Raw genomic sequence first — 22,213 nt, 5'->3', positions numbered from 1 at the left:
CTCGTCGCTTTCCGATGGCTCGGCGAGCGTCCAGTTGCGGCGATCATCGGCCATGCGCTCGAAGACGAGATCAGGCCGCGTCAGGGCCACACGCGGCACGAGGATCTTGTCAGGAAGGTCGCGAAGAGACACCGAGAACTCGACCATCTCCGCCTGCGCCATCGCCTTGTCCGTCGCCCACGGCGCGTTGCCGAAGTACACGTCGCGCATGCGGATGGTTGGCGTCCAGCCAAGCCGCACGTGGAGATCCGACATCCGGAATTCGCGCTCGGTCTTGCGCGAGATGTAGCGCTCGATCGGTGGTCGGACCCAGTTCCAGTCGAAGAGCACGAGGAAGACGATCAGCGCGCAGGCGATGGCGCCGGCAATGAGCCAGCCGCGGCTCTGGGGCCGGTGCGGTGGGGTGGCCGTGGCAGAAGGCATCGGATCGACCTGCAAGGCGCGCGCGTACGGAGCCTCCATGTTGATCCGCACGCTGGGCGACGAAGTCGGTCGCCGCACCCGTGCCGTGTCGGATAAAGGAGGCGCTCTTGTGTCCGCGACCATCGAACGGTCGGCATGACGAAGCGCAGCGGGTCATGCAGGGGCTACATTCGGCAGCAAGGCCGGCGGCGGCGACCCGGCCTTGTGGTCGGTGCGTCAATGCAACGCGTACCGGCCGCCGGTGCGGGATGGCCTGTGCCACGCTGGAGGGTCGTCGAGCAGGTGGCGTGAATGGGGCCCGCAAGAACACTGCCCTGTTCGCCGGGGCCGGGATGGACCACCGAGCCAGAGGCGGCAGCCCTGGGAACCCGGGAGGGGCCGGTCCATGAACCACACCGCTCGGCAATCTTGTCGTCGCAATGTTGCGACCACCAACTTCTGAACAGAGCCTTTTGCCACCGCGCGTGGCCGTTCAGCCCCTGGGCCCCGATGCAGGGTGACATGCAAAGCACCCCCGGCAAGCTCGCGCGTCGCAGTGCGGACGCGACCGTCGTCGCCATGCCACGGATCGCACCGACTCCCTCTTCCCGCCAGCAGCGTCCTCGGTCTCGTGCGCCGCCCGAAGTGCAGCCGAAAGATGACGATCCCGCGATCTCCACTCAATGGAGGGTGCTCTGCATTGCGGCGCCAGCAGTGCGGGAACAGAATGCCCCATGAGACCGCTCCTTCGATGGCTCCTTGCCAGCCAAGCCGCAGCGCCAGCGCCGAAAGACGATGGCGCGCTCACGACGCAACAGATGATAGATCTCATCAAGTTCTATGAAGAGGCATCGGGCAAGACCAAGGCGCATGCCTGGGCGCAACTGACGTGGGTTCTGGCGGTCAACGGCGCCATCCTGGCCTTCTCGCTGAAGTTTTTCATCGAACAGATGAAGATGCCGGGCGCGATTGCGCTGATCTGGGGAATGGCGGTGGCCGGTCTGATCCTGTCGGGATACCTGATCTACGTGCTCAAGGAACTGGGTCGGCATCTCAGGGGATACTGGGCCTGCGCCGACCGGGCAGCTCGAATGTCGACCGACCTTGCCGAGATCATCCGACCGGATCCGCCTTCTGCCTCTACAAAGATCCCGGCCTTCATGAAGCGGCTGATGTGGCCTCCAGCCCTTTTTGCGCTTTCACATGTGGTGTGGGCTATTGGCGCCAGCTACTACCAGGTCCACTACGTCAGCGCAGCCCCCCTCTAGCCGGGAGACTTCCTGGGCCTTCGTCTCCGTCACGACGAGGCGGCGGGAGCGCGTCTGGCCTACCCTCGCGCCGCAGTCGAGTCTTCGTGAGGAGAACCAACGCAAGCAGAGCGCGACCGTCCGACCGCTGCCTGCGCCGAGACGGATTGCAAAGGTAGGTCGGCTCGTACTGGCGCTCGACGCACACGCTTCACCGGTCAGCGAGCGATTGGGCCGAGTCAGCGTTGATGCAGGGTGGCGCGAAGCGAATGGCGCCGGACGCCGGGAAGGTGATCGGGTGATGCGGCGCCTGAGCCAGCGCGAGCTGGATCGCCGTGGAAGTTGCCATCGGGCCACACCACGCCTTGTCCGACGCGCACCAAAGCCGCCGCAGGCGCAGGATAGCCCTTGATTCTTGTGACCGCCTGGGATGAAGATCGCCACTTTCAACGTCAATGGCATCGTCGGCCGGCTCGACCGGTTGCTCGAATGGCTGGCCGAATCCAAGCCGGACGTCGCCTGTCTGCAAGAGCTCAAGTCGCCCGATGCGAAACTGCCCCTGCAGGCCTTGCGCAACGCCGGCTATGGCGTCGCCGCATCCGGACAGCCGTCCTGGAATGGCGTTGCGATCCTTGCGCGCGAACGCGAACCGATGGAGCTCGGACGCGGTGTGCCGGGCATGGAGGCAGATCCCCAGAGCCGCTATATCGAGGCAGTGGTCGATGGCGTGGTCGTCGGCTGCCTCTACCTGCCCAATGGCAATCCGCAGCCGGGGCCGAAGTTCGACTACAAGCTGAGTTGGTTCGCGCGCTTCAATGCGCATGCAAAGAAGCTGTCCTCGTGCGGACTGCCGGTCGTGCTCGCCGGCGACTACAACGTGGTGCCGACCGACGCCGACATCTACAACCCCACCTCGTGGCGCGACGACGCACTGCTGCAGCCCGAGAGCCGCGCGGCATTCATGCACCTGTTGCAACAAGGTTGGACAGATGCCATCCGTGCCTGCCACCCCGATGGCGTTCCATACACCTTCTGGACCTACTGGCGCGACCGCTATGCGCGCGATGCCGGCCTGCGCATCGACCATCTGTTGCTGAACGCCGAGGTGGCACCGATGCTGCGCGGTGCCGGCGTGGATCGAGAGGTGCGCGGACGTCCGGGCGCAAGCGATCATGCGCCCGCTTGGATCGAGCTGGACATTCCGAGAGCCTGACATGCCGCGCGCACGGCACCCGGCGCTGGCGCTCAGAGCCTGCGCCCCTCGCACGCCGGGCAAGGCGTCAATGGAAAGACATCTGGCCACATGCGCCGACACGAACCTGCTCGCGGCGACCCCGCGCTGAACTGCGCGTACCTCCGATTGCCAGGCGAATTGCAGGCTCGCACAATGGGAGCGCCACCCGATCGTGCGAACTCCCATGTCGATGCAACCCCTTCAATTGAAAGATCGAGATGCTGGCGCCCATGCATGGATGCAAGACCCCGCAGCAGCCTTGCAAGAACCACGAGGAGATTCCATGGCCACGCTGACTGACTTCACCGCAGTGCTCGCCGGTTGGGAGGCGCAACGACCCGACCAGGTGGCGATCACCTTCGGCGGGTCGAAGTGGACCTGGGCCGAACTGGCCAAGCGCGTTCGACGGAATGCCTCGGCCCAGCGCGCCGAAGGCCTGCGCCCCGGTGATCGCATCGCGGTGCTCGACTTCAACCATCCATCGTGCCTCGAACTGACGTTGGCGTGTGCGCGGATCGGGACGGCCAATGCAGTGGTCAACTTCCGGCTCGCGCCGCCTGAGCTGGTCTATGTGATCAACGACGCCCAGGCCCGTCTTCTTTTCGTCGGACCCGAGTTCGCGGGCGCCATCGAACAGATCCGCAATCAACTTCCGACCGTCGAGCGAGTGATCCGCATCGGCGGCCCCGAGGACGAATACGAGCCATGGCTTGCGGCTCAGGAGCCTGATGCCGAGGCTCGTCCTGCCCAACCCGAGGACTGCTTCGTCCAGCTGTACACCTCAGGCACGACCGGCTTTCCCAAGGGGGCGATGCTGACGCATCGAGGAATGCTCGCTCACGCACGCAATGTTGCAGTGGACCAGGACATGGGTCCCGATGCCAGGGTTCAGGTGGCGATGCCGCTGTACCACGTGGGCGGAACCAGCTACTCGCTGGTGGCCATCAGCCAGGGGGCCCGCATCTCCATGTTGCGACTTCCGGATCCTGCTGCGGTGCTGGAGATGCTCGAAGCGGAGAAGATCACCCATACCTTCCTGGTGCCTGCACTCATGGCCATGGTGACCAAGGTGCCCGGCGCAGCCGATCGCGACTATTCGGCTTTGAAGACGCTTTCGTACGGGGCTTCGCCGATGCCGCTGCCCGTGATGCGTGCCTCCCTGGCGCTTTTCCCCGGCGTGATGCAGCAGGTCTATGGCATGACCGAGGAGTGTGGCGTGGTCAGTGTGCTCGGGGTAGCGGACCACACCGACCCGTCAGTGGCCCACCGGCTGGTGTCGGCGGGCAAGCCGATCCATGGCGTCGAGATCAAGATCTGCGATCCCGTCACCGGCGAGCCGGTTCCAACCGGCGAGCCCGGGGAAATCTGGGTGCGAAGCGAGCAACGCATGGGTGGCTATTGGGGAAAGCCGGAGGCCACCGCCGCCGCATTCACGGCGGATGGCTGGCTGCGATCCGGCGACGGCGGCCACATGGATGCCGATGGCTATCTCTACGTCACCGACCGTATCAAGGACATGATCATCAGCGGTGGCGAGAACATCTATCCGGCCGAGATCGAACGGGTGCTGGCCGAGCATCCATCCATCGACGACGTCGCCGTGATTGGCGTGCCGGACGAGAAGTGGGGTGAGGTGCCCAAGGCGGTGGTCGTCGCGAAATCTGGCACCACCATCGACATCGAGCAGGTTCTGGCCTACTGTCACGGGCGGCTGGCGTCATTCAAATGCCCGAAGTCCGTCGACGTCGTCGACGCACTGCCCCGAAACCCGACCGGGAAGGTCCTCAAGAAGGATTTGCGCAAGCCCTATTGGACGGGCCGAGAGCGCCAGACGGTGTAGGCCAGGCATACGGCTCGACCGGCAGGCTTGGCAAATGGGGACGACCGACCTCCAGGACGTGTTTTTGTTCGGCCGGCGTCGCTCGCAGCCGCGCGGCACAGACGGGACATGGCGGTCCACTGTGCAGCGAAAATCAGACCTCCATGCGGGCCAGCGCGAACGACTGCAGGGATATGGTCGACACCGGGATTCGCATGAGCGCCACGTATCTCGCTGCGGAGGAAACAAAACGGCTTGAGCAGCCTTTTGCACTCCCGCGACACGCGACTTCGAAGCGACTGTTGTCTTCCCTGCTTCTCGGCGCACGCTTTCAATCCGATTGCAGTCATCCGATACACAGAACTCGGGACTCGAGGGGTCTTCTGAAGGCAGTGCCGACATAGTCCCGACTGATTCTCCCGCGACCAGGAAGTCGGCGAGCGATTCGGCTTTCAGAATCGGCGCGCGTTGCTCACAGATCGCGAACTGATGCGGCTCTCAGGGACCGTCAGTCTCGGCGCCAGATTCAAGCGATGCCATGGAACCGCGCCGCGCAGGGCGGGCCACCCACCATCCGCCCGGCCGAGCCGACCTTGCACCAGAGTCTCCAGAGCAAGTTCCTTAACTTCGCGATGAATCCCGACGTCGTCAGTACGCCCCGATCGCGAAGGTTCACACGGCGGGAAGGCGTTGGCGAGCGGCCTGCCGCGCGACGCTCTTGGGCCTTCGGCTTTGCTGGCGAAGGCACCGAGATGGCCGTCGCATCGATGGTCTCCGGGGATGGAGCCAGGCCAGATCGGAGATTCGTCGGTCAGCCGGCGGCCGGGCCCGCGCAACGCTGACTTGAAGTAGAAAAATCACTTCCAGTTCGCGCCCTCAGGCCAGCGTCAATTCCGGCACGCTGACAAACCCCGTCGAGCTCCGCAACGACGCCATCGACCCGGCGCAAAAAGCCGTCGCGATCGCAGGCTGGCTGGAGCGCAACAAGACAACTGCAAAGCTCCGCTAGCCTCGGTTCGCCCGCGATGCGTGCCCAGCGGCGGATCTCGCAGTAGCAGAGCAACGCAAGCCTGCCGAGGTCGTTGGTCCGTCGGGCATGCATCACATCGCCCACGAGATCTTCCAAGCCGTCTCGCAACCCGTTGGAAAGGACGCCATCGTTGAAAGTCTGGCTCATGGGGTCCTTCATCTTCAGAGTTTTGACTCGTCGTCATCACAGCCTCGCTGTCGATGTCGCAGTGCAGCAATATGGCGCAACGGCGGGTAGCCGGAGTCCTACGCAGGTCGCGCATTCAAGGCAGAAATCCACCCGCATGGGCCGCTTCGCGCTCAATGCCATGAACTTGGGCAACACGACTTGCCTTGGCGGCGCGGGCGCTCGGCGGCCGACTGGGCGGCCTTGGTGCCAAAAGCTTGGGCCGGCGCCGCGCAACGGGCCCTTCCTCGAGCTGTCCGGGAAGGAACTGATCAAGCCGCGGGAGCCTCGGATGTACCCGAAGCCGGAGGCGCTTCGGTGGCGCATCGCTCGGCTTGAGATTGGCCGTTGAGAGCGAGTTTCGCGGTTCGACGGCTGCAGCACCGCTTCGATGGACGCGGACACTGCACGTGTCCCCTTGTGAGCCGGGGCGCTCCTGCGGCCTTTCCCGGTCTCGCGGGAGACGATAGCCGCTGAAGCGCCCTTCCCATCGCAGTCAATCTGTGGGTGGCAGCGTCGGCGTTCTGGAGTGGTTGCAACGGCTGCCTGAGCTTCCGCCGCGCTACGCGGCGCACTGGAGTTGTGGAGGGGATGCGAGATGCCAGCGAGCGGACGGGTGCAAGGCCAGAGCTTGCTATTGGGCACGGGATACACCGCCGCCGCTCCCCGCTGTGGGTCACATCGATGTTCCAAACCCTTCCCGCAATGCGTGCCGACTCGTTGGGAAAGCCAAAGCGGCGCGAGGTTCTTATCCCGGATATTTGCTTTGCGCGCAAATGCACCCGCCGCTACATTCGCTTTCGATCAGGAGCGGATCCGACATGCTTCAGCCCAGTGAGCGTTCAACGAAGTGGCGCGCCGGTCGTTTGAGCGCCCGCCTGTGGACGGCGATAGCGCTGTCATGCGGGTCGGCCCCCGTGCGCACGCATCCTTGCTGGAAGGCGATGCGCTCGACACGGCGGCGGACGTCATGTCCTATGTCGTGTGGGTACTGGTGCCGGTCCTCGCGATCGCGCTCCTCTGGATCGTGCACGTGATGCGAGGAATTTGGGTGTCGACCGGTGGGGAGATTGAAGTGCCGATCGGGGCCATGCTCGCTGGCGTACCGCGCATTGAGCGCGATCCGTCGCCAAGTGGGATCTCGAAGGCCGCCGCCGGCACGTGCGCTGGGGAACGATATGGCGCACGCGAACTGCCCCCTGGTCGTGGTCGGGGCGCCGCATGCGGTCGACGCGCTCCTGCACGCCGGCCTGCGGCTGATGGGCTTTCAGCCAAGCGGTGGCGCAAAGGCGAGGCCGTGACCCAGTGCAGTGCCCGCAACGTGCAATGACAGAGACTGCCTTGCCCACCTTTGGCAGCATTGCGCCGATGCTCGCATCGGTTGCGTCGCAGGTGCCCGCGGGCGAGGGCTGGCTCTACGAGCCCAAGTGGGATGGCTTCCGGACGATCGTGTTCCGCGAAGGCAAAACGACACGCCTGCAGAGTCGCGACGCCAAGGCGCTTGATCGTTATTTCCCGGAACTGCTCGCGGCGCTGGCGGATGGGCTGCCCGAGGGTTGCGTGCTTGATGGCGAGATCGTGATTGCCCGAACCCACGGCCTTGACTTCGACGCGCTGCAGCAGCGCATCCATCCTGCCGCCTCGCGCGTCGAGCAACTGGCGCGCGAGACGCCGGCTTCCTTCGTCGCGTTCGACCTGATCGGGCTTGACGGTAAGAACGTCTCGCACTTGCCGCAGGACGAGCGTCGCATGATGCTGCAAGCGCTGCTGTTCGACGCGCCGCCGCCGATCCACCTCACGCCGATGACGACTTCGCATGCCGTGGCGGTCGAGTGGTTTGAGTCATTTGAAGGCGCCGGCCTTGATGGGGTCGTGGCGAAGGTGGCGGACGGACCTTACTCCCCGGGCCAGCGCGCGATGCTGAAGATCAAGCACGTGCGCACGGCCGACTGCGTGGTTGCGGGCTTTCGCTGGCACAAGTCTGGCCACGACTCGATCGGCTCGCTGCTGCTCGGGCTCTACGATGACGCCGACGTGCTTCAGCACGTTGGCTCGACCTCGGCCTTCGACATGGCGACGCGACGCTCACTCGCGCGCGAGCTGGCGCCGCTGCGGGCGGCGACGCTCCAAGGTCACCCGTGGGCAGGCTGGGCAGAGCCGGGACGCGACGCGGCGCAGCGTATGCCCGGTGCGCAAAGCCGATGGAGTGGCGGCAAGGACCTGAGCTGGCAGCCGCTGCGACCCGAGCGCGTGTGTGAGGTCCGGTACGACCATCTCCAGGGCCGGCGCTTCCGCCACGCAGCCATCTTCGAGCGGTGGCGCTTGGACAAGTCGCCGCGCGCATGCCGCTTCGATCAACTCGAGGTGGTAGCGCCCTACGAACTCGCGCGAGTGTTCTCCGGCGAATCTCTTGCCAGGCGCTAACCAAGGGGACGCGAGGCCTGGCGCGATGCACCGGTGATGTTCGTCAACCCAGAGAGTGCCGTGCGAAGTCCTCGTCGTGACTGATAGCCTCGGCAACGACGGAACAGTTCGGTGCGATGGTGCCGAGCGCACGCGCGACCCGGTGTTCTTCAAAAACCAAGGTCACGGCGGCCGTTCAGAAGTTGCTGGACGACGCGTCCTGGATGCGCTCGCCCCTGCGAGCTATCGCATCATCGACGCTGACGCCGACAGCCCGGCCATTCCGATCGACAACTTGATGGCGTTGCAGGTGTCGACGAAGAGGTGCTCGCCATCCGCTCGACCGCAACGCCGAGTACGGCAGCGATGTTGCGCGACGTGAACCTGTTGAGGTGAAGACGATGTCGAAGACGAACGGTTGATACCTGCGTCCCCTTGCTGCGGATCACTGCGGCGATGCCCAGCAGCCGCGCTCGCCGTTCACAGCTCCGAACGGCTCATGGTCGCATCAGGTCTGCCTACGCAGGGGCTCGATTCATTCCTGCTGCACCTTCGACTTGACCGCTATGCGTTTCCACGGCTCGGTTTCCTCCGCTTTAAATTTGCGCATTTCGGAGCCGTCGCTCAGGGTTTCGGCACCGATGTGCCCGTTGAGTTCGTCGCCCGCGGCTGGGGCGTGGCGAGGCGCTCGGAGCCGATATCGCGCAGCAGGCGCTGGAAATCCGGCGATTGCCTCACCAGCGTGGCGCCGGCGTTCCTCAGCAGCTCGATCTGTTCGGGCGAGAGCTTCCAGGTGGTGGGCATCGACAGCAGCGAACGCCGCAGCACCGTGTCGGTGACTCCGCGAAATGCCACGTTGATCGCGTAGTAGTCCTCGATGCCCTGTTGCCCTGCCTCCTTGGCATTTCGCAGAGCCTCGGCATGGCGCCGTTTCAGGTCCGCCACCAACAGCTCGGTCTCGCGCGACTTCCGCGCCATCGGCAGATCCACCAGCGCGCTGAAGACCGAGTTGGTGTTCGGAATATCCGCACTCTCGTCGATCGTGCTGCCCATGGCGGTCGCGGCGTTGACCGTGATGACAACGAAGCGACGAATGTGGACTTTCGTGGGTGGCAAGCTCAGCGCCTCTCCACGAGACAGCGTCTCGAGGTCGAACAGGCCTCGAATGCCCAGGTTGTCGGAAAGCCCGCCGTCGACCAGATGGATGTGCGGACGTCCGCTTCCGTCGGTGTAGTGGATCATGTCTTCGAGCAACAACTGATCGGCGGGACTGCCGCGGTTCATCGACGCCTGGAGTGCGCGGGTCGCCGAGTCGCCGCATTGCCCGGCGTGATTGTCCAGGGTGATCGGCGCCAGCCACAGCGGCAGCGTCGTCGAGGCCGCCACCGCGCGCGCCACAGGAAACGATGACAGGTCCGAGCACAGCAGGTCGAAGTAGTTCTGAGTGAACTCGAACCTTGCGCCAGTGCTCAGATCCGTGGCGCCAAGCACCACGCGGGGTCGGCCTTGCATCTGCCCGAAGGTGATCCCCTTGAAGAGCGCCTGGTCAAGCCGCTCCTGGAGGATGTCTCCGCGGCCGATCGCGGGGTCGAGCAGCCGTGTCAATCCGACCGGGTTGAGGATCTCGCGGCCCAGAGCCCATTGGAAATCGACACTCAGGAAGTTCGGGACGAACTCGGAGAAGATCCGGTCGCCATAGGCGCCGAAGTAGGCGGCCGTCACTGCGCCGCCTGAGACGCCGTAGATGAGATCCACTTCGTCCAGCAGCCTTCGCACGCCTGCGCGCACCGCGACCCGGTGCTTCGACAGTTCCTCCAGCACGCCATAAGCCAGTGCCGACGCTCTCGAGCCGCCACCGGAGAACGCCAGCACGATGGCGACCTCGGCCTGGTCCGGATCGTAAAACGCCTGTTCCACCCGATAGCCGTCCGCTTCTTGGGTCCGCTCGATCGGCTCGTTGCGGAAGTAAGGCGGATGGCTGCATCCCACCATCGTCAACGTCATGGCCAGCGTGAGCAGCCAGATCGGAAAGGCGGTCGTCCCGCGGAATGAATGAAGCATAGGCAGGCGGCAATATATCGCCAGCAGGGACACGACTGCATCCCGCTGGCCTGTGTGAACACGGTCCCGCGAGCCCGCCCCGCGGGATGGAAGCGCTTCCCGTCCATCGGCATGGAAGATCCGAACACATCGCCGCTCCTGCCCCGACAACCCGGTAAACGCTGCGGTGTCGACAGCACCGCGTGCACGCTGCATCGATGACGGCTTGCTTCATCCGGGGCAGGGCCATGCGCCGCTCGACGACGGGGTCGATGCCCGTGGTCGGCCGACGGTTCACGCGTTCACGACGAAAGGCCGCAAGACGGGGACTCCCCCTGACGCGTCGGAATGCGGCGCGATGGAGCGGGACCGCTTCGGGCGCTCGCCTTGCCCCCCGGAGAAGCGCGCGCCGGACGACTGATCAACCGCCAAGAGGTGGTCCTGGAGGAACGACTGTCTGCGCAGGACCGACCCCGGTTTCCGGTGATTGCATGCGCTCGACTCCTACAAGGACGCCGAGACAGCGGGCTCAAGGTAGTGGCCATTCATGCGGAGGCCTGCTTGCGCGAGACTGTGAACCGTGCTCCTTTCATCGCGTGGACGCCAGAGGCTACCCCTGTGCACCCGCCGTTCGACTGCGACGATCCACTGGGCGGCGCGGAGGAGCCGCTGCGCCGCGCCATCGCCCAGGTCGGCGTCCCGTCTCAGGAAGGGATCGAATGCCTCGGGAACAGGTGAACGCCAGGACTGCCAACACGAAGACCGCTGGCGAAGTTCGCATCGGCATCTCGGGCTGGCGCTACGCCCCGTGGCGCGGCGTGTTCTACCCGTGTGGGCTGAGGCAGCGCGAGGACCTCGCCTTCGCCTCACGCATGTTTCCGACGGTCGAGATCAATGGCTCCTTCTATTCGCTGCAGCGTCCCTCGTCCTACCGCAGCTGGCGCGACGAGGCGGCGGCGGGTTTTGTCTTCGCGCTCAAGGGCTCCCGCTAGGTGACGCACATGCTGCGGCTCAAGGATGTGCGTGTGCCACTGGCCAACTTTTTCGCGTCCGGTCCTCTGGCGCTTGGCGACAAGCTCGGGCCGATTCTGTGGCAGTTGCCTCCGAGTCTGCGGTTCGACGCGCAGCAGCTCGACGAGTTTCTCTCATTGCTGCCCATGGATACCGACGAGGCGCGCGCCTTGGGCCGCCGGCATGACCGGCGCGTCCAGGGGCGCTCGTGGCTGCGATCGACGGCATGTCGCCCGATTCGCCACGCCGTGGAGGTGCGACATCCCAGCTTCATCGATGCGGAATTCGTCTCCCTGCTGCGCCGGCGCGGGATCGCGCTCGTCGTAGCGGATACGGCCGGACGCTGGCCGCTGATGGAGGACCTCACGGCCGATTTCGTGTACGTGCGCCTGCATGGCGACAAGGAACTGTACTCGAGCGGCTACGACGACGACGCCCTGGCGCACTGGGCCCGACGCATCGACGCGTGGCGGCGCGGCCAACAGGTCGCTGACGCACACAGGGTGTCGAAGCGGGCCGCGCCGAAGCATGCGCAGCGCGACGTTTACTGCTACTTCGACAACGACATGAAGGTGCACGCGCCGTACGACGCCGCCCGCCTCGCCGCCCTGCTGGGCCTGCCGTCTCGACTCGATGCGCACGGACAGTTTCCGCAAGCGCTGCCACGGACCGTCGCGCCCTGACGCACGACGTCCGGCTTATGACGCTACCTTGCCTGGGACGCAGAGGGTGGCGTCGGGAACTTACGCCTGTTGTGGGCGCCGCGCCACGGGGTCACGAAGCATCGGCCGCGCGTGTGAAATGACACGCACGCCCGCCGGGCGCGCAGCGCACAATTTAGGCCATGATCGACGCTCACCCACCGCTCCTGTACCGCCACGCCTGGTGGCTCTCAGGCGCATGGTCGGCGCTGGCAGCGGTCCTGGCCGCTGCCACGCTGCGGCCGGGCGAACAGAGCTTCCTGGTCATGGTGGCCATCCTCTGTGCATTGCCGTGGTCACTGGCTCTCCTGCTCCTGGACCTGAGCGAGGGGTTCGCGGATCGCGCGTCATTGATCGTCGCCCTCGGCCTCCTCATCAACACGGTCCTGGTCTGGGGGGTCACCGCCTGGGTCCGCAGGCGTTTGCGCGACCGTCGATCGGTGGGTTCGCGCAATCTTTGACCGGCCCGTTGTGGCGCCTCGCGGCTTCGACTCGATGGACCTGCGGAAGAAGGGCACGGCGCTTCGCTGCGACCCCCGTCCTGGGCCTGCGGGGCTCGGCGTGTCCGCTGGTCCGATGAACCTTGGGTGCCTGACCGCGCGCGACTGCAGACTAGCCGACCTGGAGTTCGAGCGCGTGCTTCAGGTGGTCCTGCAAGCTGGGCAACGTCTTTTCGATCCATGCCTTCAGATCGGGGGTGCGGGTCGCTCGATCGGCGCGCTGAAACAGCCGGATGTCGGCCTCGTGCCCCTGGATGCCCACCTGGCGGACAAAAGCCCGATCGAACGCCTTGCCTGACAACGCGTCGAGCCGCTCGACCATCTTTCGCCGGTCGGGCGCAAGATGGTCCGGCAGGGGGTAGTTGTGTTCGACGGCGACCCGCTTGAGTCCTTCCAGAGCCTGCTGGTGGTCCCGGACCAGCGTCGCGGCATACGACTTGACGTGCGGGTTGGATGCGCGACGCGCTGCCAGCGTCGCCGCTTCGATTTCATAGAGTCCGTTGCCCGCCGCCTTGGTCATGAACGAGCGGTCCGCCTTGCCGAGCCGGGACGGGGCGGACTTCGACAGGCCTTCACCCTCGGGATTGTTGTTGCGCGCTTCGGGCGACGTCATGCTCCGGGAGGGTTTCGGCTGCTCGGTGTCGTCGACCGCCGCCGCTGGCAGCGCGGTGAGAACGGACAAGACGAGCAGAAAAATGGAGGCGAACGGTGCGGCGGACAGGTGCTTCATGCCTCGAGAATCGTCGCCCGTGCCCGGCCGACCTGTACGTCAGCGACCATGGTCCCTGTCAGTCGACCGCCGTTCCGACCGAGGCGATGCATCTCGCGCGCGAGGCTCGTTCAATCCAGCGTCGCCAGGTAGGCTGCGATATCCGCCGCATCCTGTTCGCTCACGCCCATGTCCGGCATCCCGGTCAATGGGTCGATGTCGCGCGTGTGGCGCAGCCAGCGAGCCATGTTTTCCTGCGTATTGTTCAGCTTGCCGGCGATGAGCGTGCGCCGCGCGATCCCGGCCAGCGGCGGTCCCACCTGCGGTTGTGATCCTGTGATACCCGGGATCGAGTGGCAGGCATTGCACGCATACTGGTACAGCGCCCTTTCGCCGCGACGGGGATCGACGCGCAACGCAGGCGACGACGCCCCGCGTGGACTGCAGGCCCACGCGCGTGGCGCCGCGGCACCTTCGCCGGCTGCGGGCGAGCGGGTCGACGTGAGGGCCGCGTACTGCGCGGGCGTCAGCTCGGGCAGCTTCTGCAGGAACGCGACGACCGCCCAGAGATCCTCCTCCGGCAGCCGGAACTCCCATGCGGGCATGCCGCTCATGCGGATGCCGTGCTTCGTGACCCAGTAGAGCTCACGCGCACGCCAGTGGTGTTGGGCGTCCACCAGCGGACCCGGCAGGGGCTGCATGCTCTTGCCGATGTCCTCCTGCGCCACGCCGGGGCCGCCGTGACATTGGGCACACTTGGCGCTGTAGCAGGCGGCACCCCGCAGCACCAGTGCCGGGTCATCGAGCGGGGGCGGCTGGATGTGGCGAGCGCGCAGCCTCACGGATTGCCGCATGGCCGTTTCGAGCGCCGCGAACACGGGCTGCAGGTGCTGTTCGGTGGCCGCCACGTTGTACAGCCCGCCGTAGATGATCGCCACCGCCCCTGCCGCTGCGACCAGGCCGAGCGTGGCGAGGGTGAGCACGACGGTCTTCGCGGTTCCCATGGGTTTTCGCGGCATTGTCCGACGCTCAAGGGCGGCGGCCTGTCGGCGCAGAACCCGTCCTGCGCCGCACACTGGGCGCATGGTCGACTCGCCGCACCGCCGCGTCGCGCCCGCCGCCTGGCTGGCCTGGGGCGCACTCGCGGTCCTGGCATGCGGATGCGATCTGCGTGAGCGCGCTCCGCCGCATGCCGATGCCGACGCATCCCAGGCAGAGCGTGGACGTCAGCTGCTTGCCCAGTACCAGTGCGGCAGTTGCCACACGATTCCTCGTGTCGCGGCGGCCCAGGCCCAGTCCGGTCCATCGCTGGCCGCGTTCGGTCGCCGCAGCTATATCGCCGGCCACCTTCCCAACCAACCCGAGACGCTGGCGCAATGGATCATCGAGCCGGCGGCACTGGTGCGGGCAACGGCGATGCCGGCCATGGGTGTGTCTGCGCGGGATGCGCGCGACATGGCGGCCTATCTCATGACGCTCGAATGAGCAGCGCCGAAGGCTCCCAATCCGCGCTGCGGGCGGCCGGGCCCGTGGCCGAGACCTTGCTGGGCGTCAGCGGCGTGCTGGTCGCTGGCGCCTCGCTCATCTTCGTCGCGATGATGGCACTCCTGGTCCTGGCGCTGCGAAGCCGCAGCGCCCGCGTGAAGGTGCGTCGCTGGGTCATTGGCGGCGGTGTCGCCTTCCCCGCGGTCGTGCTGGCGGCCCTTTTCGTCTACAGCGAGTGGCACAAGCCGCCATGGCGGGTGGCCCCGCCGAAGGAGGCGCTGATCGTCGGGGTGACGGCCCGCATGTGGTGGTGGGAGGTGCGCTATCGCGACCCCCGCTCCGGCGCGGAGGTCGTGACGGCGAATGAGCTGCGGATTCCGGCTGGACGTCCGGTCTATATCGGGCTGTCGAGCGCAGATGTCATCCACAGCTTCTGGGTGCCCTCCCTGGCCGGCAAGATGGACATGATTCCGGGCCGTGTCCAGCACCTGCAGCTCCACGCCCATCGCGCGGGCGTCTGGCGGGGACAGTGCGCCGAATTCTGCGGCGAGCAGCACGCGCGCATGGCCCTTCATGTGGTGGCCGAGGAGCCGGCTGACTTCGACGCCTGGCTGGCCACACAGGCACGCCCGGCCACGGTCGCCGACGGGGCACCGGATGCTGCGGTCGTGCGCGGGCGCGACGCCTTTCTCGCGCATCGTTGCAATGCCTGCCACACCGTGCGCGGGGTGAGCGAGGAGCGCAGCCTGGGGCCCGATCTCACGCACGTGGGCAGCCGCCTCTATCTGGGTGCAGGCACGGTGGCCAACGAGCCGCCGCAACTGGCCGCATGGGTCGCCCACACGCAGCAGATCAAGCCCGGTGCGCACATGCCGTCGTCGGACCAGCGCATCGACGATGCCGACCTCCAGGCCATCGCCCGCTGGCTCTCGCAACTGAAATGACCGCTGCCGCCCTGACGCCTCCGCCATCGCCCCTGCCCTCCCGCCTGCCGCGTCCCGACGGCGAACGCGAGGCGCTCGAGCGAGCGTGGCGCGCACCGGCCGGATGGCGGCGGCTCTCGGCGGTGAACAACACCCACATCGGCGCCTTCTACATCGCGACCGCGATGCTGTTCTTCATCCTGGCCGGCATCCTGGGCCTGGTCATGCGCACCCAGCTCGCCGTACCGGGCAACGACCTGCTGGCACCGGGGACCTACACCCAGGTCTTCACGATGCACGGTACCGTGATGATGTTCCTGTTCGCCGTCCCGATCGTGGAGGCGGTGGCCGTCTACCTGTTGCCGGGAATGCTCGGGGCGCGCGACCTGCCGTTCCCGCGCCTGTCTGCCTACGCGTTCTGGGCGTACGCGATCGGCGGCGTCGCCTTCTTCTGCACCCTCTTCTTCGGCGAGGCGCCCGATGGCGGATGGTTCATGTACCCGCCGCTCACCGGCAAGGAATTCTCGCCCGGGCGAGGCGCCGACTGGTGGCTGCTGGGCATCGGCTTCATCGAGATCTCGGCCATCGCGGGCGCGATCGAGCTGATCATCGGGATTCTTTTCACGCGCGCGCCCGGCATGACGCTGATGCGCATGCCCGTGTTTGCGTGGGCCATGCTGGTCAGCGCGCTGATGATCGTCATCGCCTTCCCGGCGGTGATCGCGGCCACCACGCTGCTGGAGCTGGAGCGGGCCTTCGACTGGCCCTTCTTCATCGCCGGGCGCGGCGGCGACCCGCTGCTCTGGCAACACCTGTTCTGGTTCTTCGGCCATCCGGAGGTCTACATCATCTTCCTGCCGGCGGCCGGCATGGTGTCGATGATGATCTCCACCCTGGCCGCGACGCCGCTGGTCGCCTATCGTGGCATCGTGGCGGCGCTGGTGGGCGTCGGCGTGGTGAGCTTCGCGCTCTGGGCCCACCACATGTTCACCGCCGGCCTTGGCAACATGTCGATGGTGATCGTCTCCGCCGCGAGCTTCATCGTCGCGATCCCCAGCGGCGTTCAGGTCTTTGCGTGGATCGCCACCTTCTGGCGCGGCACCGTCCGCCTCGATGCCCCGACCCTGTTCCTGCTGGGCTTCCACTTCGTCTTCGTGCTGGGAGGCCTCACGGGCGTGATGGTGGCCGTGCCGCCCTTCGACTGGCAGGCGCACGACAGCTACTTCATCGTGGCCCATCTGCACTATGTGCTGATCGGCGGCATGGTGTTCCCCCTGTTCGCGGGCTTCTACTACTGGGCACCGGCCTTCAACGGCCATCGGCTGTCCGAACGCTGCGGCCGCTGGGTGTTCGGCCTCATGTTCACCGGCTTCAACCTGGCCTTCTTTCCGATGCACCTGACCGGGCTGCTCGGCATGCCGCGACGCGTCTACACCTATCCCGCGGACCTCGGCTGGAATGGCCTCAACCTGACGTCCACCATCGGCGCGTTTGCCTTCGCCGCGGGTGTGCTGCTGTTCCTGATCGATGCGGTGTGCCGCCTGCGCCTGCCCGCCCGGGACCACGGCAATCCGTGGAGCGCCGCCACGCTGGAATGGCTACCCGCGCGCGACTACGGGGTACGCAGCATTCCGCAGATCACGGCCCTCGATCCGCAGTGGGCTGATCCCTCGTTGGCACGGCAGGTCGAAGCCGGCGCCCATTGGCTTCCAGGCACCGCCTTCGGCGGCCGCGAAACCCTGGTCACGAGCGTCGTCGCCGCGCGTCCGCTGCATCTGCTGCGCCTGCCCACGGATGGCTGGTCGCCCGTCTTTGCGGCCGCCGGCACGGCCGGCTTCTTCCTGCTGTTGACGCTCACATGGACCTGGCCGGCATTCGCCTGCGGCCTGATCGCGATCGGTGCGGTGCTGCACTGGCTCTGGGGCTCGGACCGGCCGCCGCCGGCGCCGACGGTCGAAGTCGCCGACGGCGTTCGACTGCCGGTGGGCGCCGTCGGTCGCGCCTCGCATTCGTGGTGGGCGGTGATCGTGCTGATCGCCGTGGACATGACGATCTTCGCGTCGTTCCTGTTCGCTCACCTGCACGTCTCGATGGCCACCGAAATCTGCCCGCCGCCGGGCGCCGCGTTGCCTGCGCCAGGATGGACTTCGATGTCTGCATTGTGGGCGGCCGCCGCGGTGCTGCTGATCAGAGCCGCGACGCGCTCCCTGCACGCCGGCGAGCCGCGACGGCAGCGCGGCTTGCGCGCGCAGGTGGCGCTTGCCATGGCCTGCCAGGCCGCGGCGTTCGGGCTCGACCTTGGCGGGCACCTGCGCGCGAGGCTCGATCCGACCGCCCAAGCCTGGAGCGCCACCATCGGCGCGCTGCTGGGCTACCAGGCCTTCCATGTCGCGGTCGTGCTGCTGATGGGCGGCTATGTGATCGCGCGTTCCTGCAGCGGCCGGCTGAGGCCCGACGCGCGCGCGACGTTGGACAACACGGCGTTGATGTTCTGGTGCGTCGCCGCACAAGGCTTGATTGCGGCGTCCTTCGTGCACCTCGTGCCGCGTTGGATGGGTTGACGGTCTCGGAAGGCATGCCTTCATCTGGCATTCCGACGCCCAGGGTCGGCGACGCGTGAGGGGTTGTGACGCGGCGGGCGGTCGCGGACCGCCCGAAGGTCGGGCATGCAATGTGCGAGGCGATCCGTACGAGTGTGCCGATCGCCCGAGGCGCACCCCCGCCACGTGTTCCCCAGTCAGGAAGGACGCCCATGAGAATCCATGCCGAATGCAAGATGACGGTCAAGGCCACCGAGGACTGCCCGGTGGTCGCCATGATGCGTCCGCGAAGTGGTGAAGCGCAGTGGATGGTGAGCGAGGTCTACGAAATGCGGCCCTGGGTGCCGACGACCGAATACGTGGATCAGTACGGAAACCTCTGTCAGCGCCTGACGATTCCGGCGGGCGAGATGCGCATTGAGGTGAGTACCGTCATGGAAACCGAGGACGAGATTGCCGTCGCGCCGGAGGCCGGCGTCACGCCCATTGCTTCGTTGCCTTCGGACGTGCTCGTCTACCTGCTTCAGAGCCGCTACTGTCCGTCCGACAAGATGGAGGCCACGGCAAGGGACATCACCCGCGGGGCGGCGCCCGGCTATCCGCAGGTGGAGGCCATCCGCGCGTGGATCCATGAGCACGTGGAATACAAGTACGGCGTGAGCGACGGCAGTACGGACGCGCTCGACACGCTCGATGCCGGTTCAGGCGTGTGCCGCGACTTCGCACACATTGGAGTCGCGCTGTGCCGCGCGCTCCGCATCCCGGCCCGCATGGTGGTGGGCTACCTATACGAACTCGACCCGATGGACCTGCATGCCTGGTTCGAGGCCTATGTCGGCGGGCGCTGGTACACCTTCGATGCGACGCAGGGCGAGGCGCGCGGCGGCCGGATCGTCGTGGCCTATGGGCGCGACGCAGCCGATGTCGCCTTTCTGTCCAACTATGGCCCCCTCGAAATCGGCGAGATGAAGGTCACGGTGCACCGGCTTGGAGCCGCCCCGTAAGCGGGCGTTGCGAACGCGGTGCGCGCGGCGGCCGCGATCCCGGGTGGCCCTGACGGACCGCGGGCGCGGGCTCACTTCCCTGCCGGATCCTGAGCCATCGGAACGGCGCTGCGACCGACGACGCCGCACGCTGGGATCGCAAGATGGCGGCAAGCGCCATGCCCTCGCGGAGCGAGGCGGTGAGTCTGCGCGCCCGCGTGCCGCTCACCGCGCCCGCGGCGGCGCCGCATTCGAAGGGCTGACCCGCTGGGCGGTCGCGAAGCGGAGGTGGGATACGGGCGCGGGCGGCGCTTCTTCGCTTCACGACGCGTGGCGCGCCGGCCTCGCCCTGACATCGGCAAGCCCCAGCAACCCGTCCATCCATCCGCGGTGGATCGCGGCTACGATGCCGCGTCCCAACTCCGCGAAGGTGGCCTGTGCGCGTCGATGTCCTGTCCACGGCGGGTTGGCCCACATGGCTCGCACTGGCGCTGTTGCTGCTGGTCGCTGTGCTGGTGTTGGTGATCTGGTCGATCCGACGCCACCGCGATCCCAAGCTCGCGATCGACTGCGACCGGCCGATCGGCGAGTTGCTGCCGTCGCTGTCCGGCTTGACGCAAGGCACGGTTTATGAAGGCAACGCCATCGAGCTGCTCGAGGACGGCGCCTTCTTCGAAGCCCTGTTCGAGGAGATCCGTGGCGCGCGCTGCTCCGTCCACTTCGAGACCTTCCTTTGGAAGGATGGCGTGCTGGGCCGGCGCCTGGCGGATGCACTCATCGAACGCAGCGGTGCCGGCGTCCCGGTGCGCGTGCTGATCGATGCCGACGGCGGCAAGAAGATGGGACACGATGCCGCGCGCCGCCTGCGCGAGGCGGGCTGCCGTCTCGAATTTCACCACCCCCGTCACATCCGCCACATCGGTGTCTTCAACGATCGCGATCATCGCAAGCTCGCGGTGATCGACGGGCGCGTGGCGCTGGTGGGCGGGCATTGCATCGTCGACGGATGGCTGTGCAAGGCACAGGGCCGCGACAACGTGCGTGACATCGGCGTGCGCGTGCGCGGACCTGCCGTGCACGCGGTGCAAGCCGCGTTCAGCGAAAACTGGGTGGAGGACACGGGCGAGCTGTTCGTCGGCGACGCGGTCTTCCCGCCGCTCGCACCCGAAGGCGGCACACCCGTCCACGTGGCGAGCATCAAGGCCGAAGGCTCGCCACCGGCCGTGAAGATCCTTCATCATCTGGTCGTCTGCGTGGCGCGCCAGCGCATCTACATCCAGAACCCCTACTTCCTGCCGGACAGCGAGGCCATCGACGCCCTGTGCACGGCGGCGCGGCGTGGCGTGGATGTGCGCGTGATGGTGCCCTCCGCAGAAGCCTCCGACATGCCGATGGTGCAACACGCGGCTCACCGCAACTTTCACCTGCTGCTGGCCGGCGGCGTGCGCATCTTCGAGTACCAGACCTGCCTGCTGCATCAAAAGGTCATGGCGATCGACGGTGTCTGGTGCGCGATCGGGTCGAGCAACTTTGACGATCGCTCCTTCGAGACCAATGACGAGATCACGCTGGGGCTGCTCGACCCGGCATTGGCGAAGCGGCTCGAACAGATCTTCGTGCGCGACATGGCCGAATGCGTGGAGCTCAATGCCGCCGCGTGGGCGCGCCGCGGCATCTGGCACCGCTGCAAGGACAACATGCTGTACGTGTTCAATGAGGTGCTGTGATGAACGGGGGACGACCCTTCCGGTGTTTCGCGCGCCGGCGACCCGTCGCCACGTCGGAAGGCAGCCCGGCGGGCCCCCGCGCGCATGCGTGAGACGTCCTGGGGTGGCCGTCCAGCTGGACTCAACCGGTCCCCGTCGTGAAGGCGGCCAGTTCCCAATCCTGCGTTGCTTCGTCCCACCGAAGAACGTACAGATGGCCATCGTCGGCCTCCACGCGGAACCAGCACTGGGCGGGCCCGAACCAGCGATCCACGATGCGAAGCACGGCCACGCGGCGCACGCCGAGCCAGAAGGCATGAGGTTCGGGCGCATCGCGATCGCCGTCGCGGCACTCCACACGGATCGTCATGGCTCACGATACCGCCAACGGGGGCGCAACAACGGATATCCGCCTCCCGGGCGCAAGTGCAACGATGGCTACCGCGCGCCACCATCCCCTGAAGCAGCTGTCAATCGGCAGTTTCCTCGCCGCTGGACCGTGCCAGTGTCGGGCTGGCGATGGATGATTCCGTCTCGCAACGCAGGCGGCGTCCGGGCCCCGGTGCGGACCCGCTTATTTCCTTGGAGGGGTGATGGCTGTTGTGCAATGGATAGGGCCGACTGCAGTTCCCGGGCCGCTCTCGCGATCGCTTCGTCGAGCGGGGCATCGCGTGCGGGCATGCGAAAACTGTCACGCAGGGGGCGAGCAGCAACGGCATGGGGGTCCCGAGGTGGGCTGCGTTCTCGTCGACCTCGATGTCCCGGGCAACCTGGACGCGCTTCCCGTCCTGCTGGCGCGCACGAGCGCCGACGCAGTCGCCGTCGTGGTCCTCGCCACGCGGCCGGACCCTGCCGACGTCATCGCGGCGATGAAGAAGGGGGTCTCGGATTTCCTCCTCCTGCCGGTCGCGCAGCAGGTGCTGTGCGACGCCATCGACACGGCCATTGCGCGCACCCGCAGGCAAAGCGACCGGGCATCCAGGCTCGCATCGCTGAAGAAACGATATGCCTCCCTGACCTATGAGGAACAGTGGGTCGCGCGCTCTGTCTGCCAGGGCCATCGAAACCGGGACATCGCCGAAGAACTCGGCATCGCCGAGCGCACCGTGAAGAACCATCGAGCGTCCGCGTTGAAGAAGCTGGCCGTGGATTCCGTGCCTGCGCTGGTCCACGCCTTCATTCTCCTGGACGCCGACGATCCGCATGGCAACGGGTGGGCCGAGACCGAAGCCCCCGTACGATGAGCCCGCTGCAGGCTCGACGGCGCCGGTCCGAGAATGATGCGTCCGCGTTTTCTCGCCCGTGCGGGGTCGCC

Annotated in this window: 20 protein-coding genes and 1 pseudogene; 14 read left to right on the top strand and 7 right to left on the bottom strand. The window is 66.6% G+C overall.

Annotation, left to right across the window (positions count from 1 at the left end; translation table 11 throughout):
* The coding region (locus QTH97_RS28355) for an AsmA family protein (RefSeq protein WP_286571869.1) at positions 1-462 on the bottom strand (462 nt) is incomplete at its 3' end.
* 758 nt (positions 463-1,220) lie between these two features.
* Between QTH97_RS28355 and QTH97_RS28350 the strand changes: the two genes are divergently transcribed.
* Complete coding sequence (locus tag QTH97_RS28350) at positions 1,221-1,670, top strand: hypothetical protein (protein WP_286571868.1); 450 nt, start codon at positions 1,221-1,223, stop codon at positions 1,668-1,670.
* Between the two features lie 190 nt (positions 1,671-1,860).
* Here the strand turns inward: QTH97_RS28350 and QTH97_RS28345 are convergent, their stop codons facing one another.
* Positions 1,861-1,998, bottom strand: a complete 138-nt coding sequence (locus QTH97_RS28345; protein WP_286571866.1) for a hypothetical protein — start codon at positions 1,996-1,998, stop codon at positions 1,861-1,863.
* A gap of 81 nt (positions 1,999-2,079) precedes the next feature.
* On the opposite strand from QTH97_RS28345, the gene QTH97_RS28340 reads away from it, so the two are divergent.
* Positions 2,080-2,862, top strand: a complete 783-nt coding sequence (locus QTH97_RS28340; RefSeq protein WP_286571865.1) for an exodeoxyribonuclease III — start codon at positions 2,080-2,082, stop codon at positions 2,860-2,862.
* A gap of 304 nt (positions 2,863-3,166) precedes the next feature.
* Positions 3,167-4,723, top strand: coding sequence for a long-chain-fatty-acid--CoA ligase (locus QTH97_RS28335; protein WP_286571864.1), 1,557 nt, complete (start codon positions 3,167-3,169; stop codon positions 4,721-4,723).
* A 790-nt stretch (positions 4,724-5,513) separates the two neighbouring features.
* Here QTH97_RS28335 and QTH97_RS28330 read toward each other — a convergent pair.
* A complete protein-coding gene (locus tag QTH97_RS28330; protein ID WP_286571863.1) occupies positions 5,514-5,879 on the bottom strand; it encodes a hypothetical protein in 366 nt (121 codons plus the stop codon).
* 949 nt (positions 5,880-6,828) lie between these two features.
* Here QTH97_RS28330 and QTH97_RS28325 point away from each other — a divergent pair.
* The 3 genes from QTH97_RS28325 to QTH97_RS28315 all read left to right on the top strand — a co-directional run bounded on the left by QTH97_RS28325 (position 6,829) and on the right by QTH97_RS28315 (position 8,682).
* Positions 6,829-7,227: a hypothetical protein gene (locus QTH97_RS28325; RefSeq protein ID WP_286571862.1), complete on the top strand. Its 399-nt coding sequence runs from the start codon at positions 6,829-6,831 to the stop codon at positions 7,225-7,227.
* Complete coding sequence (locus QTH97_RS28320; RefSeq protein WP_286571861.1) at positions 7,224-8,321, top strand: ATP-dependent DNA ligase; 1,098 nt, start codon at positions 7,224-7,226, stop codon at positions 8,319-8,321. Before QTH97_RS28325 ends, QTH97_RS28320 begins: the two co-directional genes overlap by 4 nt.
* A gap of 76 nt (positions 8,322-8,397) precedes the next feature.
* The gene (locus QTH97_RS28315; RefSeq protein ID WP_286571860.1) at positions 8,398-8,682 is read left to right on the top strand and encodes a hypothetical protein; all 285 of its coding nucleotides are present in this window, start codon (positions 8,398-8,400) and stop codon (positions 8,680-8,682) included.
* A 242-nt stretch (positions 8,683-8,924) separates the two neighbouring features.
* On the opposite strand, the gene QTH97_RS28310 is transcribed toward QTH97_RS28315, so the two are convergent.
* Entirely contained in the window at positions 8,925-10,394 is a 1,470-nt protein-coding gene (locus tag QTH97_RS28310; protein WP_286571859.1) for a patatin-like phospholipase family protein, read from the bottom strand.
* A gap of 665 nt (positions 10,395-11,059) precedes the next feature.
* On the opposite strand from QTH97_RS28310, the pseudogene QTH97_RS28305 reads away from it, so the two are divergent.
* Both QTH97_RS28305 and QTH97_RS28300 read left to right on the top strand, forming a co-directional pair.
* Positions 11,060-12,034, top strand: a pseudogene (locus tag QTH97_RS28305) (DUF72 domain-containing protein).
* A gap of 161 nt (positions 12,035-12,195) precedes the next feature.
* Positions 12,196-12,513: a hypothetical protein gene (locus QTH97_RS28300; protein ID WP_286571858.1), complete on the top strand. Its 318-nt coding sequence runs from the start codon at positions 12,196-12,198 to the stop codon at positions 12,511-12,513.
* Between the two features lie 151 nt (positions 12,514-12,664).
* Here QTH97_RS28300 and QTH97_RS28295 read toward each other — a convergent pair whose 3' ends face one another.
* Together QTH97_RS28295 and QTH97_RS28290 are read right to left on the bottom strand one after the other, a co-directional pair.
* Entirely contained in the window at positions 12,665-13,282 is a 618-nt protein-coding gene (locus QTH97_RS28295) for a DUF4142 domain-containing protein (RefSeq protein WP_286571856.1), read from the bottom strand.
* A 110-nt stretch (positions 13,283-13,392) separates the two neighbouring features.
* A complete protein-coding gene (locus tag QTH97_RS28290) occupies positions 13,393-14,265 on the bottom strand; it encodes a c-type cytochrome (protein WP_286571855.1) in 873 nt (290 codons plus the stop codon).
* Positions 14,266-14,344: 79 nt separating this feature from the next.
* Between QTH97_RS28290 and QTH97_RS28285 the strand changes: the two genes are divergently transcribed.
* The 5 genes from QTH97_RS28285 (at position 14,345) to QTH97_RS28265 (ending at position 20,919) form a co-directional block, all read left to right on the top strand.
* On the top strand, positions 14,345-14,746 hold the full coding sequence (locus QTH97_RS28285; RefSeq protein WP_286571854.1) for a c-type cytochrome: 402 nt from the start codon (positions 14,345-14,347) through the stop codon (positions 14,744-14,746).
* Complete coding sequence (locus tag QTH97_RS28280; protein ID WP_286571853.1) at positions 14,743-15,690, top strand: cytochrome c oxidase subunit II; 948 nt, start codon at positions 14,743-14,745, stop codon at positions 15,688-15,690. Before QTH97_RS28285 ends, QTH97_RS28280 begins: the two co-directional genes overlap by 4 nt.
* On the top strand, positions 15,687-18,230 hold the full coding sequence (locus tag QTH97_RS28275; RefSeq protein WP_286571852.1) for a cbb3-type cytochrome c oxidase subunit I: 2,544 nt from the start codon (positions 15,687-15,689) through the stop codon (positions 18,228-18,230). The genes QTH97_RS28280 and QTH97_RS28275 overlap by 4 nt, the downstream gene beginning before the upstream one ends.
* A gap of 191 nt (positions 18,231-18,421) precedes the next feature.
* The gene (locus QTH97_RS28270) at positions 18,422-19,213 is read left to right on the top strand and encodes a transglutaminase-like domain-containing protein (protein ID WP_286571851.1); all 792 of its coding nucleotides are present in this window, start codon (positions 18,422-18,424) and stop codon (positions 19,211-19,213) included.
* Positions 19,214-19,629: 416 nt separating this feature from the next.
* Positions 19,630-20,919 carry a phospholipase D-like domain-containing protein gene (locus QTH97_RS28265; RefSeq protein WP_286571850.1) on the top strand — a complete coding sequence of 430 codons (1,290 nt, stop codon included), beginning with the start codon at positions 19,630-19,632 and terminating at the stop codon, positions 20,917-20,919.
* 121 nt (positions 20,920-21,040) lie between these two features.
* Here QTH97_RS28265 and QTH97_RS28260 read toward each other — a convergent pair whose 3' ends face one another.
* Positions 21,041-21,268, bottom strand: coding sequence for a hypothetical protein (locus QTH97_RS28260; RefSeq protein ID WP_286571849.1), 228 nt, complete (start codon positions 21,266-21,268; stop codon positions 21,041-21,043).
* Positions 21,269-21,629: 361 nt separating this feature from the next.
* Here QTH97_RS28260 and QTH97_RS28255 point away from each other — a divergent pair, with 361 nt between their 5' ends.
* Positions 21,630-22,142 (top strand): response regulator transcription factor, encoded by a 513-nt coding sequence (locus tag QTH97_RS28255; protein WP_286571848.1) that lies wholly within the window; start codon positions 21,630-21,632, stop codon positions 22,140-22,142.
* The last annotated feature ends 71 nt before the right edge of the window (positions 22,143-22,213 follow it).

This window comes from Variovorax gracilis (assembly GCF_030317115.1).
GTDB classification, from domain to species: Bacteria; Pseudomonadota; Gammaproteobacteria; order Burkholderiales; family Burkholderiaceae_C; genus Variovorax; species Variovorax gracilis.
This window is presented reverse-complemented; position numbering and strand designations above follow the sequence as displayed.